Source organism: Paraburkholderia nemoris, assembly GCF_905221015.1.
In the GTDB taxonomy this organism is placed as follows: Bacteria; Pseudomonadota; Gammaproteobacteria; order Burkholderiales; family Burkholderiaceae; genus Paraburkholderia; species Paraburkholderia nemoris.
This window is the reverse complement of the sequence record NZ_CAJNBO010000023.1, coordinates 100,027-117,284: the sequence shown is the minus strand read 5'-3', so window position 1 is coordinate 117,284 and position 17,258 is coordinate 100,027. Positions and strand designations below refer to the sequence as shown.

Genomic DNA, 17,258 nt, shown 5'->3' with positions numbered 1-17,258 from the left:
CGATCGCCTTGATCGAGTCACTTACCGCGGCGACTAACCAGGCATATCGCGCATGTCTTAGGGAGGGTGCTGCACTCAATGAAACATAGTTTAGTTTCATCAAACTAATTTTGACTACGGGATTCTGTCTTGCTATGGTTTTGCCACTCGATAACAAGGCACAGGTCGCAGTTTCTATAGGAAGCAAAATCCGCGCGCTTCGCCAACGGCTCAAGCGCACGCTGGATGAAGTGGCAACCACGGCGGGAATTTCCAAGCCCTTTTTGTCGCAGGTGGAACGAGGTCATGCAACCCCTTCGATTACATCGCTAGTTGGCATTGCTCGGGCTTTAGGTGTAACGGTGCAGTACTTCGTCGATACGCCGACTGAAGACAGGTCGGTGCAAAGAGGAAAAGAGCTGAAGTACTTCGGCTTCGACGGAACCGCGAATCTTTTTGGACGGCTGACGAACCTGTCGGTCGGCAGCAAGCTGGAAGTGATTCTCGTCAGGATGCCGGTGGGGCAGAACCCGTCGGAAGTCACGACGCATGCAGGGGAAGAGTTCTTGTACGTGATGAGCGGCCAGATATCGCTCACGTTAGAAGGTACAACGTTCGTATTGCAGGCTGGTGACACCGCGCACTACGAGTCCACTGTGCCGCACGCCTGGTGCAATACCGCTCGTGAAGAAGCGGTGGTCGTCTGGGTGGGCACGCCAAGATTGTTCTAGGTGCCTTTGCTTCATGCTTTCGTCGAAAGCGGTCAAGCTGTATTTGTAAGCATTACTTAAGGTTGAATCGGGAATGAGTCTGATTGGGAACGCATTGCCCCAAGAGCCAGAGCCCGCGGTAGTAGAAGTGAAAACAATTAGAAAGCGCTGCGCATTTCGTTTGTAATAAATAAGTAGTCCGATATTGAAGTATCTGAAGTGTCCCGTCTTCCTGTCTGTATTTGCAAACTGGTGCGCTGTTAACCGGTTTGCTGGGCAATGGAAGGACGGGTCAGCTTTGACGGAGCGCGGCGCAAGATCGCCGTATATCGAGTGGGGAGGTTCACAAGACCTCTCTTCACACACACAGCTGTGGCCTTAATTGACGAGCGGGAAGGGGAAAATGAAACAAAGGGCATTGGCGTTGGCCATCAAAAGAATAATCTGGGCTGAACTGGCATTGTCGGCCGTAATCGCCGTACCGGCGTTTGCACAAAGCCAGCCGGCCACCACCGGAACCGCGGCAGGCGCGACGACGGAGAGCACGCCGGCAGCGGCTGCCACTCCGGCATCGGGCACCGCCGCGACACCGTCCGCGGACAACACGACCGCGACGCCGGCTGGCAAAGGCGTTCAGCAACTGAAGAAATTCGAAGTGACCGGGTCGCTGATTCGCAGCTCGGACAAGGTCGGCTTTAATCAGGTTCAGACGGTTACGCAGAAAGACATTCAGAATAGCGGTGCAACGACCGTCTCTGATTTTCTGCGCGACACTTCGGCTAACTCGGCGAATAGCTGGAGCGAAGGCCAGTCCGGCAACTTCGCCGCAGGCGCCGCGGGTATCGCCCTGCGCGGCCTCAGCGAAAAGTACACGCTGGTGCTGGTGGACGGACAGCGCGTTGCGCCGTTCGCGTTCTTCTCGAACAGCGTCGACTCCTTCTTCGACCTGAACACGCTGCCGTTGAACTCCATCGACCGCATCGAAATCGTGAAGACGGGCGCCGTGTCGCAATACGGCTCGGATGCGATCGCAGGCGTGGTCAACATCATCACGAAGCACGACTTCCAGGGCCTGCAACTCGACGGCAGCTACGGCAGCGCCATCAATGGCGGCGGCGGTGCCGGCACGACCAAGTTCGGCGCGCTCGGTGGCTTCGGCGATCTCAACTCCGATCGCTTCAACGTGACGGCTGCTGCGAGCTACTACAAGTCGAACGGCTTCACGCTCGCAGACCGCGACTCGACGCGCAATCAGGACTTCACCAATCAGCCGGGCGGCCTTTCGTTGCTCGCGCCGTCGTACTGGAATATGCCAGACGGCAGTGTGCAGGCGTTGAGCGGCTGTCCGTCCGGCGGTTCGGTGCGCCCCGCAGCCACCAACTCGCTGACGGCCGGCAAGGCAGGCACGGTCTGCGCATTCAATACCGCGGAAGGCACGTCCATCGCGCCGATGACCGAGCGTCTCAACGCGAAGCTTCACGCTGACTTCAAGATCAACGATACGACCACGGCATTCGGCGACTTCCTGATCAGCAGAAACACGACCACCACCAACGATGGTCTGTGGGGCAACGTGGTCGGCAATCCGCAGAATCCCACGCTGGTGTTGAACCCGCAGACGAAGCTGCTCACCCCGTTCAGCACGGTTGTACCGGCGACTAACCCGTACAACCCGTTCGGGGTTGGCACGCCGCTCACCTATGCTTTCCCGAACACGATCGCGGAAAAGACGGATGCCACGTACTGGCGCGCATCGACGGGTGTCAAGGGTTCGTTCAACCTGCCGAACGGTGAATGGGATTGGGCGACGTCGGTGAGCCACTCGCAAAGCACGGTCGCGAACACCTACACGAACCAGCTGAACTCCGCCGCACTGGCCAACATTTATCAGAACGGTACGCTGAATTTCGCGAATCCGTCGGCTACGCCCAATGCGTTCAACGGGCTGTACCAGGATGCGGACAACCTGGGTATCTCGAAGCTCGATACGGTTGACGCGACGTTGTCGACGCCGGAGCTGTTCCACCTGCCGGCGGGCGACGTGGGTCTCGGGTTCGGTGCGCAGTTCACGCACCAGAGCGAAGTGCTCACGCCGGGTGCGGCATTCCTGTCGGGCCAGGTCATCAATCCGAATCTCCAGACGGTGAACGGCCAGCGCAATGTGGCGGCCGTGTATTACCAGGTGGACATTCCGATTGTGCGCAACCTGACCTTTAGCCAGTCGGGTCGTTACGACCACTACAGCGATGTGGGCGGTGCGTTCTCGCCGCGCTTCGCGTTGCGCTATCAGCCGGTTCAGGCGCTGACGATGTACACGTCGTATGACCGCGGTTTCCGCGCGCCGACGTTCGTCGAAAACAGCAAATCGCAAACGCTCGGGATCCAGGTTGATCCGAACACGGGTCTGAACTACACCTCGATCACAGAGGGTAATCCGAACCTGGCGCCGGAGCACACGCGCAACTTCAACATCGGCTTCCAGTTGTCACCGACCCGTACAACCGATGTCGGCCTCGACTGGTACAAGATTCGCGTCGACAACGTGATCGGCCAGGGTTCGCCTTCGCAGGTTGCTACGGATCCGACAACGGGTGACGTGCTGTACAAGGTCATTCCGTATCAGAACCTCGGCTACCTCGACACGAACGGCTTCGAAGGCACGTTCCGCCAGGCGCTGCCGACCACGACCGCCGGTACGTTCACCTTGTCGGCTGACTGGGCCTATGTGAACAGCTTCAAGCTTGGTTTCCTGGGTTCCTCGCCGATCAACGGTGCGGGTAACAACTTCACCCTCACGCAACCGTTCGGCGGCAGCTTCCCGCGCTGGAAGGGCAACACCACCCTGGACTGGACGTACCACAAGTTCGACGCAGCATTGACGTGGCAGTTCACGGGTCCGTACGCGCAGAATCTGAATCCGTCCGGGCCGAGCAAGGTGGGATCGTACAGCCAGTTCAACCTGATGATGACGTACACGGGCTTCAAGCACTGGACGATTTACGGCGGTATCGACAACATCTTCAATCGTACGCCGCCGTACGATCCGATCTTTGCGAATGGCACGTTGGATCAGAACGGGTACGATCAGTCGATCTATACGTACATTGGCCGTTTCGCGCAGATCGGCGCAACATACAAGTTCTGAGGTCTCTGTAGTTGATCTGATGGAAGCACCGCTCCGGTTCCGTTCGTGCAAGGAACCGGAGCGGTGTGCTTTAAGCGGCGACTCATCGTAAGGCGGCGCAGTCTGCCTGTCGTCGCAATGGACCAGCGTGCACCGGTACAGCCAACAGGTTGTACTCGTGCCGCAGGACGAATCGCGCGCAGGTCACGAGCCGGTGCGCACTGTATGGGCTGATGAAAAGAATGATGAATTCCGGACTGTTGCGCCTGCACGACGCGATTGGATGTTTGCTCGGCGCAGTGCGCCGCGCCGCGAGCATCTCGTTCGTCATTGCCGCTGCGCCTGGCCTGCTAGCGGTATGCGGAGCGATGCCGACGGCGGCGCAAGCAAAGCCATCGATTTCACAGTACGATCAGCCGAAGTATCCCGCCGATTTTACGCACTTCGACTACGCGAATCCCGACGCGCCCGCGAACGGCTCGCTCAGTTTCGAAAACTATAGCGAACTGCAGACTTACGATTCAATGAATCCGTTTCTGGTGCGTGGCGCGCCCGCGCCCGACATCCAGAATCTGATGTTCGATACGCTGATGCAGCGTAGCTGGGACGAACTGGCCTCCGAATATCCGCTGATCGCCGACGATGTCGAAGTCGCACCAGACCTGAGCTCAGCGACATTCCATATCAATCCCGCCGCACGCTTTTCTAACGGCGACCCGATTACGGCCGCCGACGTCAAGTACTCGTACGACACGTTGACGAGTCCACAGGCCTCGCCGCTTTTCAACGCGCAGTTCTCGATCATCAAAAGCGCGACGGTAGTCGACAAGAGCACGATCCGCTTCGATTTCAAGCATGCTGAACGCGATGCGCCGTTGATTGCCGGCGACCTGCCGATCTTTTCGCCGAAGTGGGGGATGCAGCCCAATGGCAAGCGTCTGCCATTCGACCAGATCTCTTCCATGCCGCCGATCAGTAGCGGCGCCTATCTGATCGAGAGCCGCAAGAACGACAAGCAGATCACGTATCGCCGCAACCCTGACTACTGGGCGGCGAATCTGCCTTCGCGACGTGGCATGTTCCGTTTCGAGCGCATCACGTTCAACCTGTACCGCGACCACTACACACAGCTCGAAGCGTTCAAGGCGGGCGACGCGGACGTCATTGTCGAATACAGCGCGACGCAGTGGGCGCGCAAATATGTCGGCAAGAACTTCGACAACGGACTGCTGAAGAAGGGCGAATTTGCCGACGGTCCCGCGCAGATGCAGGGCATGCTGATGAATATGCGCAAGCCGATGTTTCAGGATCCGCGCGTGCGTCATGCCCTGACGCTGGCACTCGACTACGACTGGATGAACCGGATGATGTTCTACGGTCAATACCGGCGTACGAACAGCTATTTCGAGGCCAGTCCGTTCGGTGCGACCGGCATGCCGGGCGAGAAGGAACTGGCGTTGCTCGAACCATTGCGTGGCAGCGTGCCGCCTGAAGTGTTCGGCCCGATGCTCAAACAACCCGACACGATTCCGCCGAATTCCCTGCGCGGCAATTTGCGCGTTGCGCGCGATCTGCTGGCGCAAGCCGGTTGGCACTATCGCGACGGCGCATTGCGCGACGCCAACGGTACGCCGATGACGATCGAGATCATGGACGATCAGCCGGGCATGGATCGTCTGATCCTGCCGTATATGCAGGCGCTCGGCATGCTCGGTATTCAGGCCCATATGCGCGAAATCGACAGCGCGTTGTACGAGAAACGTCTGGACAATTTCGAGTACGACATGACCACCTTCATCTATCCGCCGGTCACGATTCCGGGCGCCGAACTGACCCGCCGCTTCGGCAGTGCGGCTGCGTCCGAAGTCGGCTCCGAGAACTATACGGGCATCCGTTCGAAGGCGGTCGACTCGCTGATTCACTCCGCGCTCACCGCCACCAATCTCGACGATCTGGAAGCCGCAACCCGTGCGCTGGATCGCGTGCTGATCTATTCGTTCTATCTTGTGCCCGAGTACTACGCGCCGGGCGCACGCATCGGCTACAAGACCACCATCGGCTTTCCGAAGACCGTGCCGAACTCCTATCTGTACGAAGACTGGGTCATCGACTACTGGTACGTGAAAGCGCCGGGCGCACAAGCGACACAGAAACTCCAGGCCGCGCAATCCGCGAGTTCAACCACGGCAACGGCCCACTGAGGAACACCATGCTCGCCTACATTCTCAGACGATTGCTGTTGATGGTGCCGACGCTGCTCGGCGTAGTCACGCTCACTTTTGTCGTCACGCAGTTCGTACCGGGTGGGCCGGTCGAACAGGTGATGACGCAACTCCGCCACGGCGCTGGCCGTGGCGGAGAGGCGGGGTCGGGTGGCGGCGGCTATCACGGCAGCCAGGGTGTCGATCCGCAGCAGTTGGAGCAGATCAAGAAGCAATTCGGCTTCGACAAGCCGCCGCTCGAGCGCTACGTTCTGATGCTCAAGCGCTATGCGACCTTCGATCTCGGTCAGTCCTACTATCAGCACGACAGCGTGTGGGACGTCATCAAATCGAAGCTACCCGTGTCGATCACGCTCGGCTTATGGACGGTGATGCTCACGTATCTGATATCGGTGCCGTTAGGCATTGCGAAAGCGGTGCGCAACGGCTCGCGCTTCGATACCGTGACCAGTGTGCTGGTGCTTGCCGGTTACGCGATTCCGGGCTTCGTGCTGGGCGTGCTGTTGCTGATGCTGTTCGGCGGCGGCACCTTCTGGCAGGTGTTTCCGATGCGTGGCCTTACCTCGGACAACTTCAACGACCTCAGTGCGTTCGGCAAGGTGCTCGACTATTTGTGGCACATCGTATTGCCGGTCACGGCTTCAGTAGTGGGCAACTTCGCGATCGTCACGATCCTGACCAAGAACACCTTTCTCGAGGAGATAGGACGTCAATACGTACTGACTGCACGCGCTAAAGGAGCACCGGAGCGCGACGTGCTGTGGAAACACGTGCTGCGCAATGCCGCGATTCCGTTGCTGACCGGTTTGCCGGCAGCCTTCGTCGGCGCCTTCCTGAACGGCAATCTGTTGATCGAAACCCTGTTCTCGCTCGACGGCATGGGCCAACTTTCGTATGACTCGGTGATTCGCCGTGACTATCCGGTCGTGCTCGGTTCGCTGTTTCTGTTCACGCTGATCGCCCTCGTAACCAAACTCATTGCTGACGTCTGCTATGTCCTCGTCGACCCCCGCATCCAATTCAACCGCCTGGACCGCTGATCAGTCCAGCGCGGCGCACGTGGCGTCGCCGTCTCCCTGGCGGCGCACATGGCTGCGCTTCAAGCGGCAGAGGCTCGGTTACTGGAGCCTCGTGATCTTCGTGTCGCTGTTCGTCATCAGCCTGTTCGGTGAGGTGCTGTCCAACGATCGTCCATTGATTGTCCGCTATGACGGGCACTATTACTTTCCTATCGTCAAAGACTATTCGGAGAAGATCTTCGGCGGCGATTTTCCGGCGCGCGCGAATTACCTCGATCCGTATATTCGTTCGCGGCTCGAATCGAATGGCAACTTCGCGATCTATCCGCCGAATCATTTCCATTACGACACGATCGACTACTTCGCCGCCCATCCATATCCGGCACCACCTACTAGAAGCAACTGGCTCGGCACGGATCAGTACGGCCGCGACGTGCTTGCACGGCTACTGTACGGTTTCCGGCTCTCGGTGCTGATGGCGCTCGCGCTCACGGTTTCCGGTGTCCTGATCGGCGTATTGACCGGCGCGGTGCAAGGTTTCTACGGCGGCCGCACCGATCTGATCGGCCAGCGTCTGATCGAGATATGGAGCTCGATGCCGGACCTGTACCTGCTGATCATCTTCGCGTCGATCTTCGAACCCACGCTGTGGCTGCTCTTTATTCTTCTCTCGATGTTCGGCTGGCTCGTGCTCTCCGACTACGTGCGCGCTGAGTTTCTGCGTAACCGTTCACTGGACTACGTGAGGGCGGCACGGACCATGGGTCTCTCGAACTGGCAGATCATGTGGCGCCATGTGCTGCCGAATAGCCTGACGCCGGTGATTACCTTTCTACCGTTTCGCATGAGCGCGGCGATTCTGTCGCTGACCAGTCTCGACTTCCTTGGGTTGGGTGTGCCGCCGCCTACGCCGAGCCTCGGCGAACTGCTTCAGGAAGGCAAAAACAACCTCGACGCCTGGTGGATTTCGGTTTCGGCTTTCGCCGCGCTGGTGATCACGCTCCTGCTGTTGACCTTCATGGGCGACGCATTACGCAATGCGCTCGATACGCGCAAACGCGGTTCGGCCTTCGGCGGAGGCCCGCGATGAGCGACGTCAAACCAAACCGGCCGTTGCTGGAAATCGACCGCTTCTCCGTACGTTTCGGCGACAAGATCGCCGTGCATGAACTCAGCCTCTCGATCGCGCGCGGAGAGCGCGTCGCCCTGGTCGGCGAATCGGGCTCCGGCAAGAGCGTCACTGCATTGTCGATTCTGCGTCTTGTCGAGCATGCTGATCTCAGCGGGCGCATGCTGCTCGACGGCGAAGATCTGCTGCAGAAGACCGAGCAGGAGATGCGCGGCCTGCGCGGCGCCGATGTGGCGATGGTGTTTCAGGAGCCGATGACGGCGCTCAATCCGCTCTTCACGATCGGCAAGCAGATTGCCGAGAGCTTGCGTTTGCACGAAGGCTTGCGGCCGAACGCGGCACGTAAGCGCGGCATCGAGTTGCTCAGGCGCACCGGCATTCCCGAACCGGAGCGGCGCATCGACAGTTTTCCGCATCAACTGTCCGGCGGCCAGCGGCAGCGCGCGATGATTGCAATGGCGCTGGCGTGCCGGCCACGTCTGCTGCTTGCTGACGAACCGACCACCGCGCTCGACGTCACCGTGCGTCAGCAGATCGTCGATCTGTTGATCGCGTTGCAGGAACAGGAAGCGGCCGAGCGTGGCATGGCCGTGCTGCTGATCACGCATGACCTGAATCTGGTGAAGCGTTTCGCGCAGCGCGTGGCGGTGATGGAAAAGGGCGTACTGGTCGAAACCAATACGACTGAAGCGTTGTTCTCCAACCCACAGCATCCCTACACGAAGCGCCTGCTGGACAGCGAGCCGCAACGTGCGGTGGAGCCCGTCGAGCCCGACGCGCGGCGTTTGCTCGAAGTGCAGGGACTCGCCGTCGACTACAGCACCTCCGCGAAAGGCTGGCGCTCCATGTTCGGCCGCTCCACGTTCCGCGCAGTGCACGACGTCGACCTGAGCGTGCGGCGCGGTGAAACGCTCGGTATCGTCGGCGAATCGGGGTCGGGAAAATCGACGCTGGCGGCCACCGTGCTCGGTCTGCAGCGACCGGCCGCCGGCCATATCCATATCGACGGTTTGCCGCTTGCCTCCCTGAAAACCGCGCGCTCCCGCCGCGAGTTGTATTCGCGCATGCAAGTCGTGTTTCAGGACCCGTTCGGCTCCTTGTCGCCACGTATGACGGTGGAGCAGATAATCAGCGAAGGCCTGACCATGCATCAGCCCGACATGGACGCCAAGGCGCGGCGCGCGCGTGTCGGTAGCCTGCTGGAAGAAGTTGGGATGCCCGCGGACGCCATGTTGCGCTATCCGCATGAGTTTTCCGGCGGCCAGCGCCAGCGTATAGCGATTGCGCGTGCGCTCGCGGTCGAGCCTGAATTGCTGGTGCTCGATGAGCCGACCAGTGCGCTCGATGTATCCATCCAGAAACAGGTGCTGAATCTGCTGACAAATCTGCAGAAAAAGTACAAGCTAAGCTATTTGTTCATTACGCACGATCTGGCGGTGATGCGAGCCATGGCGCATCGCGTGATCGTGATGAAGTCAGGACGCATTGTCGAAGCCGGCGACACACTCGACGTGTTGCACGCACCGTCGCATCCTTATACCCAGTCGCTGCTCGCGTCGTCGCTGATCGTGTCGCCGGCGGGTGCAGAGAAGACTCCCACGGGAACCGGTAATGATTGACGAACGTTGGGCGCAAGCCGCCCGATCGCTTACGAGCCGCGCGGCGTTCTGGTCGCTGCGCATTGTCGATGAACGGATCGACGATCACGAGATCCGCAACGACATCGCGCAACCCATGCGCACGGTGCGCGATCGTGGCGCAATGCTGATCGCATGGGTTGGCGCGGGTGCCGGCTATGCGGCTACCGCGAATCTGAGTGCAGCGGGTCTGCAGGAGGCGCTAGATCTCGCCACGGCCCGCGCGGAAGCGAGTGCGACCTTGTCGCTGATCGACCATCGCGAGGTAGTGCGTCCTGCGATGAGCGGCCACTATGTGTCGCCGAACGCGCAGCTTGCGTTGCCGAGCCGCGCCGAATGGCTGGATCGTCTGAGCGTGGAGTGCGCGGGTGCGAATCTTGATGCACGCATTGTCGAGCGCGTCGCGGCCGTGCAGATCACGCTTACCGATCAGCTCTACATCACCAGCGACGGCGTGCGTATCGATCAGCAGTTCCAGTTCGTGATGCCGCAATTGAGCGTGGCAGCCCACGCGGACGGCGATACGCAGGTGCGTACCCTCGGCGGCAACTACGGCACGTTGGGGCAGGGTGGCATGGAAGTGTTGGCGCGCTTCGGTTTCGACGGGTCGGGTGCGCGTGTCGCCAATGAAGCGCTGCAATTGCTGGCCGCGCCGAATTGCCCGTCAGGCAAGCGCGATTTGCTGCTGATGCCCGATCAGATGATGCTGCAGATTCACGAATCGATCGGCCATCCGCTCGAACTCGATCGCATTCTCGGCGACGAGCGCAACTTCGCCGGCTGGAGCTTCGTCAAGAAAGAGATGTTCGGCTCGTATCGCTACGGTTCGGAACTGCTGAACGTGACGTTCGATCCGGAGCTGCGTGAGGAAGCGGCCACGTACGCATTCGACGACGACGGCACCGAAGCGAAAAAGCAGTATCTGATCCGCGGCGGCGTGCTCGAACGTCCGCTCGGCGGCGCGCTTTCGCAGCAACGCGCGCATATGGCGGGCGTGGCGAATTCACGCGCGTCGAACTGGAACCGCCCGCCGATTGACCGGATGGCGAATCTGAACATCGAGCCCGGTGAGAGTTCTCTGGCGCAGATGATCGGCAAGATCGAACACGGCATTCTGATGCGCACCAACACGTCCTGGTCGATCGACGACCATCGCAACAAATTTCAGTTCGGCTGTGAGTTCGGTCAACTGATCGAAAACGGCAAGCTTACCCAGGTCGTCAAACAGCCAAATTACCGCGGCATTTCGGCGAATTTCTGGCGCAGCCTGAGCGCGGTGGGGAACGCGGAAACGCGCGAGGTGTACGGCACGTCCATGTGCGGCAAGGGCGAACCGGCGCAGATCATTCGCGTCGGCCACGCCTCGCCGGCGTGCGTGTTCAGCGACATCGACGTGTTCGGAGGCGCTTGATGAGCCAATTCATCTCCTCGCGCACTGCTCCTTCGATCGACTGGCAGCAGCATTTCACTTTGCTGGCCGATGCCATCGAACGCCTGCAGCAAGGCGCGGAAACCACGCTGAGCTCATTTGCCGGCGAACAGTCCGACTTTATCCGCTTCAACTCGGGCAAGGTGCGGCAGATCGGCAGTGTGTCGCAAGGCAAGCTGACCTTGCGCCTGATCGACGGCGCACGCCAGGCTTATTCGACGCTGACCGTCTGCGGCGATCTGCAACAGGATCTGGACGACGTGAGCGCGGCGCTTGCCACCTTGCGTGAAAGCCTGCGCGGCGCGGCGGACGATCCGCATCTGTTGTTCGACACGTCGCAATGGCAGCGCGCCACGCAACGCTCAGGCAAGCTGCCGGAGCCGGGCGGGCTGTTGCGCACCGTTGCCGAATGCGCGCAAGGGCTGGATTTCGTGGGTTTTTACGCGGGCGGCACGATTGTGCGCGGTTTCGCGTCTACGGGGGGCAGCCGCGGCTGGTACGAAGTCGATAACTTCAATTTCAGCTGGTCGCTATACGACCCGAGCGGCCGTGCGATCAAAACCACATATGCGGGCGACGATTGGAGCGATGCTGTTTTCGCGCACAAGGTCGAGCAGGCCGCAACGCGTCTCTCGATGCTCGCGCGCACACCGCGCACTTTGGCGCCGGGGCGTTATCGTTCGTATCTGGCGCCCGCAGCGCTCGCGGAATTGCTTGGCGTGGCGGCATGGAGCGGTTTCTCCGCACGCGCTCAGGCCACGTCGCGCAGCGAGTTGTACAAGCTGCATGTGGGAGAAATCGTAGTCGACCCGCGCGTCACGATCAGCGAAGATCTGAATCTCGGCATCACACCCGGCTTCAACGACGACGGCTATTTGCGCGAGAGCGTCCCGCTGATCCAGGCCGGCCGCAGTGCCGAACGCCTGACCAATGCGCGCAGCGCGCGCGAATATGGATTGACGCCCAACGGTGCGCTGGCGAACGAGTCGCCAGCGGCGCTCTCGATGGAAGCGGGCGATCTGCTGGAAGAGGACGTGCTGGGCAAGCTCGATACCGGTCTCTACATCGGCAATCTCTGGTACGTGAATTTCTCGGACCGGATGAATTGCAGGCTGACCGGCATGACGCGCTTCGCAACCTTCTGGGTCGAGAACGGGCAGATCGTCGCGCCGCTTGAAGCCATGCGATTCGACGATAGCCTGTACCGTGTGCTCGGCAGTGAACTTGAACAACTCGGCGCGCAAGCGGAATTGTTGTTGAGCGATTCGACTTGGGGTGAGCGCGCCACCGGCGGCATGCAATTACCCGGCATTCTGACGAGGTCATTCGAATTGACGTTATGAGCCTATGAATCAAGAGATAAGAACAAAATCTAATTCTGGGAGCTTGCCTGAGGGCCTGACGCTGCGCGCGTTGCGCGTGGCCGACGCGGAGCAATACCACGCATTGCTGCAGCTGCCGGCGGTCGTGAACGGCAATCCACACGTGCCGTTTCAGACGATTGCCAGTACGCGCGAATACCTTGAAGAACTCGCGGCCCCCGAAATCGCGATCGCGGCGATGGTCGGCGACACACTGGTCGGTCAAGCGGAGCTCACGCCTTTCAAAGGGCGCCGCGCGCATGCCGCGTCACTCGGCATTGGTGTACACGACGCATGGCACCGGCGCGGCATCGGCAATGCGCTGATGACTGAACTGATCGATCTTGCCGACAACTGGCTGGGTCTGCGCCGCCTCGAGTTGTTCGTCTTCGCCGATAACCATGCGGCTTTTGCGCTCTATCGCAAGTTCGGCTTCGAGATCGAAGTGCATCAGCGTGGCGCCGTGTTGCGCCGTGGCGTGCTGATCGACTGTTATTTCATGGCGCGCCTGCGTGAGGCGCCGCCGTGGATGTCGACGCCTGAGTAGTCAACATCGGCCGCTATCGGCCGCCCTCGCAGCGGAACAAGACCATGAAAGAAGAAACGTCGCAGAGCGACGCCGCGCTCGACAACCTTGACGATCTCGACGGTCGCATTACGGTGCGAGCGCTCGAATCGTCCGACGCGGTCGGGTTCGCCGATATCATGACGCTGCCCGGCGTGCGGCGCGGCACGCTGTCGGTCGGCTACCGCAGCCCTGAACAGCTCCAGGCCTGGTTCGACCGGCGCCTCAAAAACGGTGTGAACGTGTGCGCGACCATCGGCGGGCGCATGATCGGCCATGCCGGGCTAGAGGTTTATCGACCCAGCCGTGCGCATTGCGCGCATTTGGGATTGGCCGTTCATGACGCGTATCATGGGCGCGGCGTCGGCTCAGCGCTTCTGCACGCGTTGATCGACTGCGCGGACGCGTCGCTCGGTTTGCGCCGCATCGACCTCACGGTGTTCTGCGACAACGCGCCGGCAATCGCGCTGTACCGCAAGTTCGACTTTGTCGAAGAAGGTCGCTCGCGCGGTTTTGCATTGCGCGACGGCATACTGGCCGACGTGCTGCATATGGCCCGCCTCGTTGACGCGCCGCGTCTCCAGACAATCTGAACGGATTTTTTGCGTGCCATTTTTCTTCATCGACCGCCCGGTTTTCGCATGGATCGTTGCGCTCGCCATTGTCGTGGCGGGCGCGCTTGCCATTCCGCAGCTGCCGGTCGCGCAGTATCCGCGTCTTGCGCCGCCGCGCATCGTGATCAGCGCCACCTATCCGGGGGCCGCCACTGAAGTGGTCGATGCCAACCTCGGCAGCATCATCGAAGAGAGTCTCGATGGCGCCGACAATATGCTGTACTACGAAACGACCAGCGACAACCTCGGCAATCTCGAGATCGACGCGACCTTCGCGCCGGGCACCAATCCGGATCTCGCGCTGGTCGATATCCAGAACCGTCTCAAGCAGGTCGAGCCGCGCTTGCCGCAACAGGTCGTGCAGCAGGGCATCAGCGTATTCAAGGCGGCCAATACGTTTCTGATGCTGGTCGCGCTGACCTCCACGGATGGCTCGCGCGACTCCGTGCAATTGAGCGACTACCTGAGCCGCTACGTGTTGCGCGAACTGAAGCGCGCGCCGGGCGTGGGCGCGGCAGAGTTGTGGGACGCCGACGAAGCGTTGCGCATCTGGCTCGATCCGATGAAGCTGCGCGAGTACGGCCTCGGCGCCGCGGAAGTGAACGCCGCGATCGCCGCGCAGAACGCCACGGTAACGGCCGGTACGCTGGGCGACGCACCGTTCGTTCCCGGGCAGCAATTGACGGCCTCGGTGAGCGTGAAGGGGCAACTGATCTCGCCCGCCGAATTCGGCCAGATCGTGCTGAAGGCGCTGCCCGACGGCTCGGCCGTGCGCTTGCGGGACGTCGCGCGGGTCGAACTGGGACGCGACAATTACTCGTACTACTCCCGCCTGAACGGCAAGGCTGCGGCAACCGTCGGTATTCAACTCGGACCGCGCGGCAATGCGCTCGAGACGTCCAACGCGATCCGCGCGCGGCTTGCTGAACTATCTAGAGGTTTGCCGCCGGGCGTTGCCGTCGAAATTCCGTTCGACAACGCGCATTTCGTAAAGATTGCGATTCGTGAAGTGCTCGTCACGCTGGCCGAGGCAGTAGTACTGGTGTTCTTCGTGATGTGGCTGTTCCTGCGCGATTTGCGCTACACGCTGGTGCCGACGGTGGTGATTCCGGTCACGCTGATGGGCGCATTCCTCGCGATGTACGCCTGCGGCCTGTCGATCAATGTGTTCACGATGTTCGGCCTGGTGCTGGCCATCGGGATTCTCGTCGACGATGCGATCGTGGTGGTGGAGAGCGTGCATCGCGTGATGGAAGAGGAGGGCCTGCCGCCGCGCGAGGCCACCCGTAAGGCGATGAAGCAGATCGGCGGCGCGATCGTCGGCGTGACCGCGGTGCTGACGGCCGTGTTCGTGCCGATGGCCTTCTTTCCGGGCGGTGTCGGCGGTATTTACCGGCAGTTCGCGGTGTCGATGATCGCGTCGATGCTGGTGTCGTCGTTCATGGCCTTGTCGTTGACGCCCGCGCTCTGCGCGAATCTGCTGAAGGCGCACAAGCACCCGGTGAGTCAACGCGATGCCCGCCGTGGTGTGCTTGGCTTCGCGGCGCGAGCGGCGAGCAGGTTCACGACCGGTTTTGATCGAACCGCAAGCGGCTATCGCGCCCTGACCGCGCGTACGTTGCGCCGTATCGGACCGATGCTGGCGATCTATGCGGTGCTGGTCGGCGCGTGCGCCGCGCTCTATTGGCAGATGCCCGGTGGCTTTTTACCGAGCGAAGATGAAGGCCAGTTGCAGGTGATGGTGCAATTGCCGGCTGGTGCGACGCAGGCGCGCACGCTCGCGGTGGTCCAGCGTATGGAAACGATTCTGCACGCCGAACCCGCGGTCGCGCACGTCACCAGTGTGGTCGGCTGGAGTTTTACTGGCAGCGGACAGAACGTGGCGATGGGCTTCGTCGAACTGAAAGACTGGGGCAAGCGCGACATCGACGCGATGGCCTTGCGCGAACGGCTCAACGAAAAGTTCGACAAGATTCTCGATGGCAATGTGGAGGCGCAATTGCCGCCTGCCGTGCCGGGACTCGGGCATTCGGACGGCTTCGTGTTCCGGCTCGAAGATCGCGGCGGAGTCGGGCTGGATGCGCTGAAGGCCGCGCGTGAGCAACTGTTCGCGCAGGCCAAGGCGAGCCCGGTGCTGGCTTCGGTGCATTCGGAGGATTTGCCGGACGCGCCGCGGGTCGAACTCGTCATCGATCGTGCGAAAGCGTATGCGCTCGGCGTGCCGTTCGACCGCATCACCGACGTGCTGGGCAGCACCTTCGGCTCGACCTATATCGACGACTTTCCTGCCGGTGGCCGGATGCGCCGCGTGATGATTTCCGCCGACGCCGCCACGCGAATGACCGAGGACGATCTGATGGCGCTCGCCGTGCCGAACTCATCCGGCGGCATGGTGCCCTTATCCGCGATTGCGTCGCGTCATTGGAGCATCGGTCCGGTGATGCTCACGCGCTATAACGGCTACCCGTCACTCGACGTGAGCGGCCACGCGGGGCCCGGCTACAGCTCGGGCGCGGCGATGGCGGAGATGGAGCGGCTCGCGGCTTCGCTGCCGGTCGGGGTCTCGTATGACTGGGTCGACGCGGCGCGCGAAGAAACCGCGGCGGCACAGCTCACGCCGTTGCTGATCGGCCTGTCGCTGCTGGCGGTGTTCATGGCGCTGGCTGCCTTGTATGAAAGCTGGACGATCCCGCTTGCCGTGCTGATGGTGGTGCCGCTCGGCGTGATCGGCGCAATCGCCGCGATGCTGCTGCGGGGCATGCCAAACGACGTGTACTTCAAGGTCGGCATGATTACGGTGATTGGCCTCGCGGCGAAGAACGCGATTCTGATCGTGCAGTTCGCGCGCGATCTGTATCGCCGCGGCCTGCCGTTGACGCGCGCCGTGACCGAAGCAGCCGCCGCGCGTTTCCGGCCGATCGTGATGACCTCGGCAGCATTCCTGCTGGGCGTCGTGCCGCTGGTGGTGTCGAGCGGTGCGGGTGCGGAAAGCCGTCGCTCGATCGGCACCGGAGTGTTCGGCGGGGTGCTGGCGGCCACGCTGTTCGGCCTCGTATTCGCACCGGTCGCGTTTCATGCGGTCGCCTCGCTAACGTATAGCAAACGGCGGCTTGCCGAGTTGCGCCGTAAGCGTGACGAACGGCGCGCACGGCGGCAAGCAAGCGAAAGCGGCCAGTTGACGAATGGCCGGTGACCTGACGGCGGCGCACATGCGCCTGGGCACAGCCGCCGTCTGAATCGTGTCACTCTCAAGCGCATTCACAATCGCATTCACAAGCGCGGTAACACGTTACGTAACATCCAGCCGGTTTCGCACGTCAGAATGCCGGTCAATCAGGATGAGCGCCTCTTTTTAGCCGAATTTAGCGAGTTTCCCTGGTGCAAAATAGTCGGTACGAATTTTGCTCTTGCTGGGCATCGCTTCCTGGCTGCGGGAAAAGTTGTGTACATCGTCCTTCTGATTTGTGTT

Annotated in this window: 11 protein-coding genes; all 11 read left to right on the top strand. The window is 61.1% G+C overall.

The genetic code is table 11. From position 1 onward, the window contains the following. Positions 1-134 precede the first annotated feature (134 nt). A complete protein-coding gene (locus KHO33_RS30175; protein WP_054043150.1) occupies positions 135-710 on the top strand; it encodes a helix-turn-helix domain-containing protein in 576 nt (191 codons plus the stop codon). A 382-nt stretch (positions 711-1,092) separates the two neighbouring features. After that, positions 1,093-3,834 (top strand): TonB-dependent receptor, encoded by a 2,742-nt coding sequence (locus tag KHO33_RS30170; RefSeq protein WP_054043152.1) that lies wholly within the window; start codon positions 1,093-1,095, stop codon positions 3,832-3,834. Positions 3,835-4,058: 224 nt separating this feature from the next. Next, positions 4,059-6,014, top strand: coding sequence for an extracellular solute-binding protein (locus KHO33_RS30165; RefSeq protein ID WP_054043164.1), 1,956 nt, complete (start codon positions 4,059-4,061; stop codon positions 6,012-6,014). Between the two features lie 8 nt (positions 6,015-6,022). Beyond that, positions 6,023-7,075, top strand: coding sequence for a microcin C ABC transporter permease YejB (locus tag KHO33_RS30160; RefSeq protein ID WP_054043154.1), 1,053 nt, complete (start codon positions 6,023-6,025; stop codon positions 7,073-7,075). After that, complete coding sequence (locus KHO33_RS30155; protein WP_054043157.1) at positions 7,029-8,144, top strand: ABC transporter permease; 1,116 nt, start codon at positions 7,029-7,031, stop codon at positions 8,142-8,144. The genes KHO33_RS30160 and KHO33_RS30155 overlap by 47 nt, the downstream gene beginning before the upstream one ends. Beyond that, positions 8,141-9,802 carry an ABC transporter ATP-binding protein gene (locus KHO33_RS30150; RefSeq protein ID WP_054043158.1) on the top strand — a complete coding sequence of 554 codons (1,662 nt, stop codon included), beginning with the start codon at positions 8,141-8,143 and terminating at the stop codon, positions 9,800-9,802. Before KHO33_RS30155 ends, KHO33_RS30150 begins: the two co-directional genes overlap by 4 nt. Continuing rightward, the gene (locus KHO33_RS30145) at positions 9,795-11,231 is read left to right on the top strand and encodes a TldD/PmbA family protein (RefSeq protein WP_054043160.1); all 1,437 of its coding nucleotides are present in this window, start codon (positions 9,795-9,797) and stop codon (positions 11,229-11,231) included. Before KHO33_RS30150 ends, KHO33_RS30145 begins: the two co-directional genes overlap by 8 nt. Next, on the top strand, positions 11,231-12,592 hold the full coding sequence (locus tag KHO33_RS30140) for a TldD/PmbA family protein (RefSeq protein WP_200566522.1): 1,362 nt from the start codon (positions 11,231-11,233) through the stop codon (positions 12,590-12,592). The genes KHO33_RS30145 and KHO33_RS30140 overlap by 1 nt, the downstream gene beginning before the upstream one ends. A gap of 43 nt (positions 12,593-12,635) precedes the next feature. After that, the gene (locus tag KHO33_RS30135; RefSeq protein WP_328822090.1) at positions 12,636-13,157 is read left to right on the top strand and encodes a GNAT family N-acetyltransferase; all 522 of its coding nucleotides are present in this window, start codon (positions 12,636-12,638) and stop codon (positions 13,155-13,157) included. Between the two features lie 44 nt (positions 13,158-13,201). Further along, positions 13,202-13,768, top strand: coding sequence for a GNAT family N-acetyltransferase (locus KHO33_RS30130; protein ID WP_200566521.1), 567 nt, complete (start codon positions 13,202-13,204; stop codon positions 13,766-13,768). Between the two features lie 13 nt (positions 13,769-13,781). Then, positions 13,782-16,982, top strand: a complete 3,201-nt coding sequence (locus KHO33_RS30125) for a multidrug efflux RND transporter permease subunit (protein WP_200566520.1) — start codon at positions 13,782-13,784, stop codon at positions 16,980-16,982. The last annotated feature ends 276 nt before the right edge of the window (positions 16,983-17,258 follow it).

What these genes read in the sequence shown, in the direction of transcription:
- KHO33_RS30175 (WP_054043150.1), top strand. Translation starts at nt 135, where the DNA reads ATGGTTTTGCCACTCGATAACAAGGCACAGGTCGCAGTTTCTATAGGA.
- KHO33_RS30170 (WP_054043152.1), top strand. Translation starts at nt 1,093, where the DNA reads ATGAAACAAAGGGCATTGGCGTTGGCCATCAAAAGAATAATCTGGGCT.
- KHO33_RS30165 (WP_054043164.1), top strand. Translation starts at nt 4,059, where the DNA reads ATGAATTCCGGACTGTTGCGCCTGCACGACGCGATTGGATGTTTGCTC.
- KHO33_RS30160 (WP_054043154.1), top strand. Translation starts at nt 6,023, where the DNA reads ATGCTCGCCTACATTCTCAGACGATTGCTGTTGATGGTGCCGACGCTG.
- KHO33_RS30155 (WP_054043157.1), top strand. Translation starts at nt 7,029, where the DNA reads ATGTCCTCGTCGACCCCCGCATCCAATTCAACCGCCTGGACCGCTGAT.
- KHO33_RS30150 (WP_054043158.1), top strand. Translation starts at nt 8,141, where the DNA reads ATGAGCGACGTCAAACCAAACCGGCCGTTGCTGGAAATCGACCGCTTC.
- KHO33_RS30145 (WP_054043160.1), top strand. Translation starts at nt 9,795, where the DNA reads ATGATTGACGAACGTTGGGCGCAAGCCGCCCGATCGCTTACGAGCCGC.
- KHO33_RS30140 (WP_200566522.1), top strand. Translation starts at nt 11,231, where the DNA reads ATGAGCCAATTCATCTCCTCGCGCACTGCTCCTTCGATCGACTGGCAG.
- KHO33_RS30130 (WP_200566521.1), top strand. Translation starts at nt 13,202, where the DNA reads ATGAAAGAAGAAACGTCGCAGAGCGACGCCGCGCTCGACAACCTTGAC.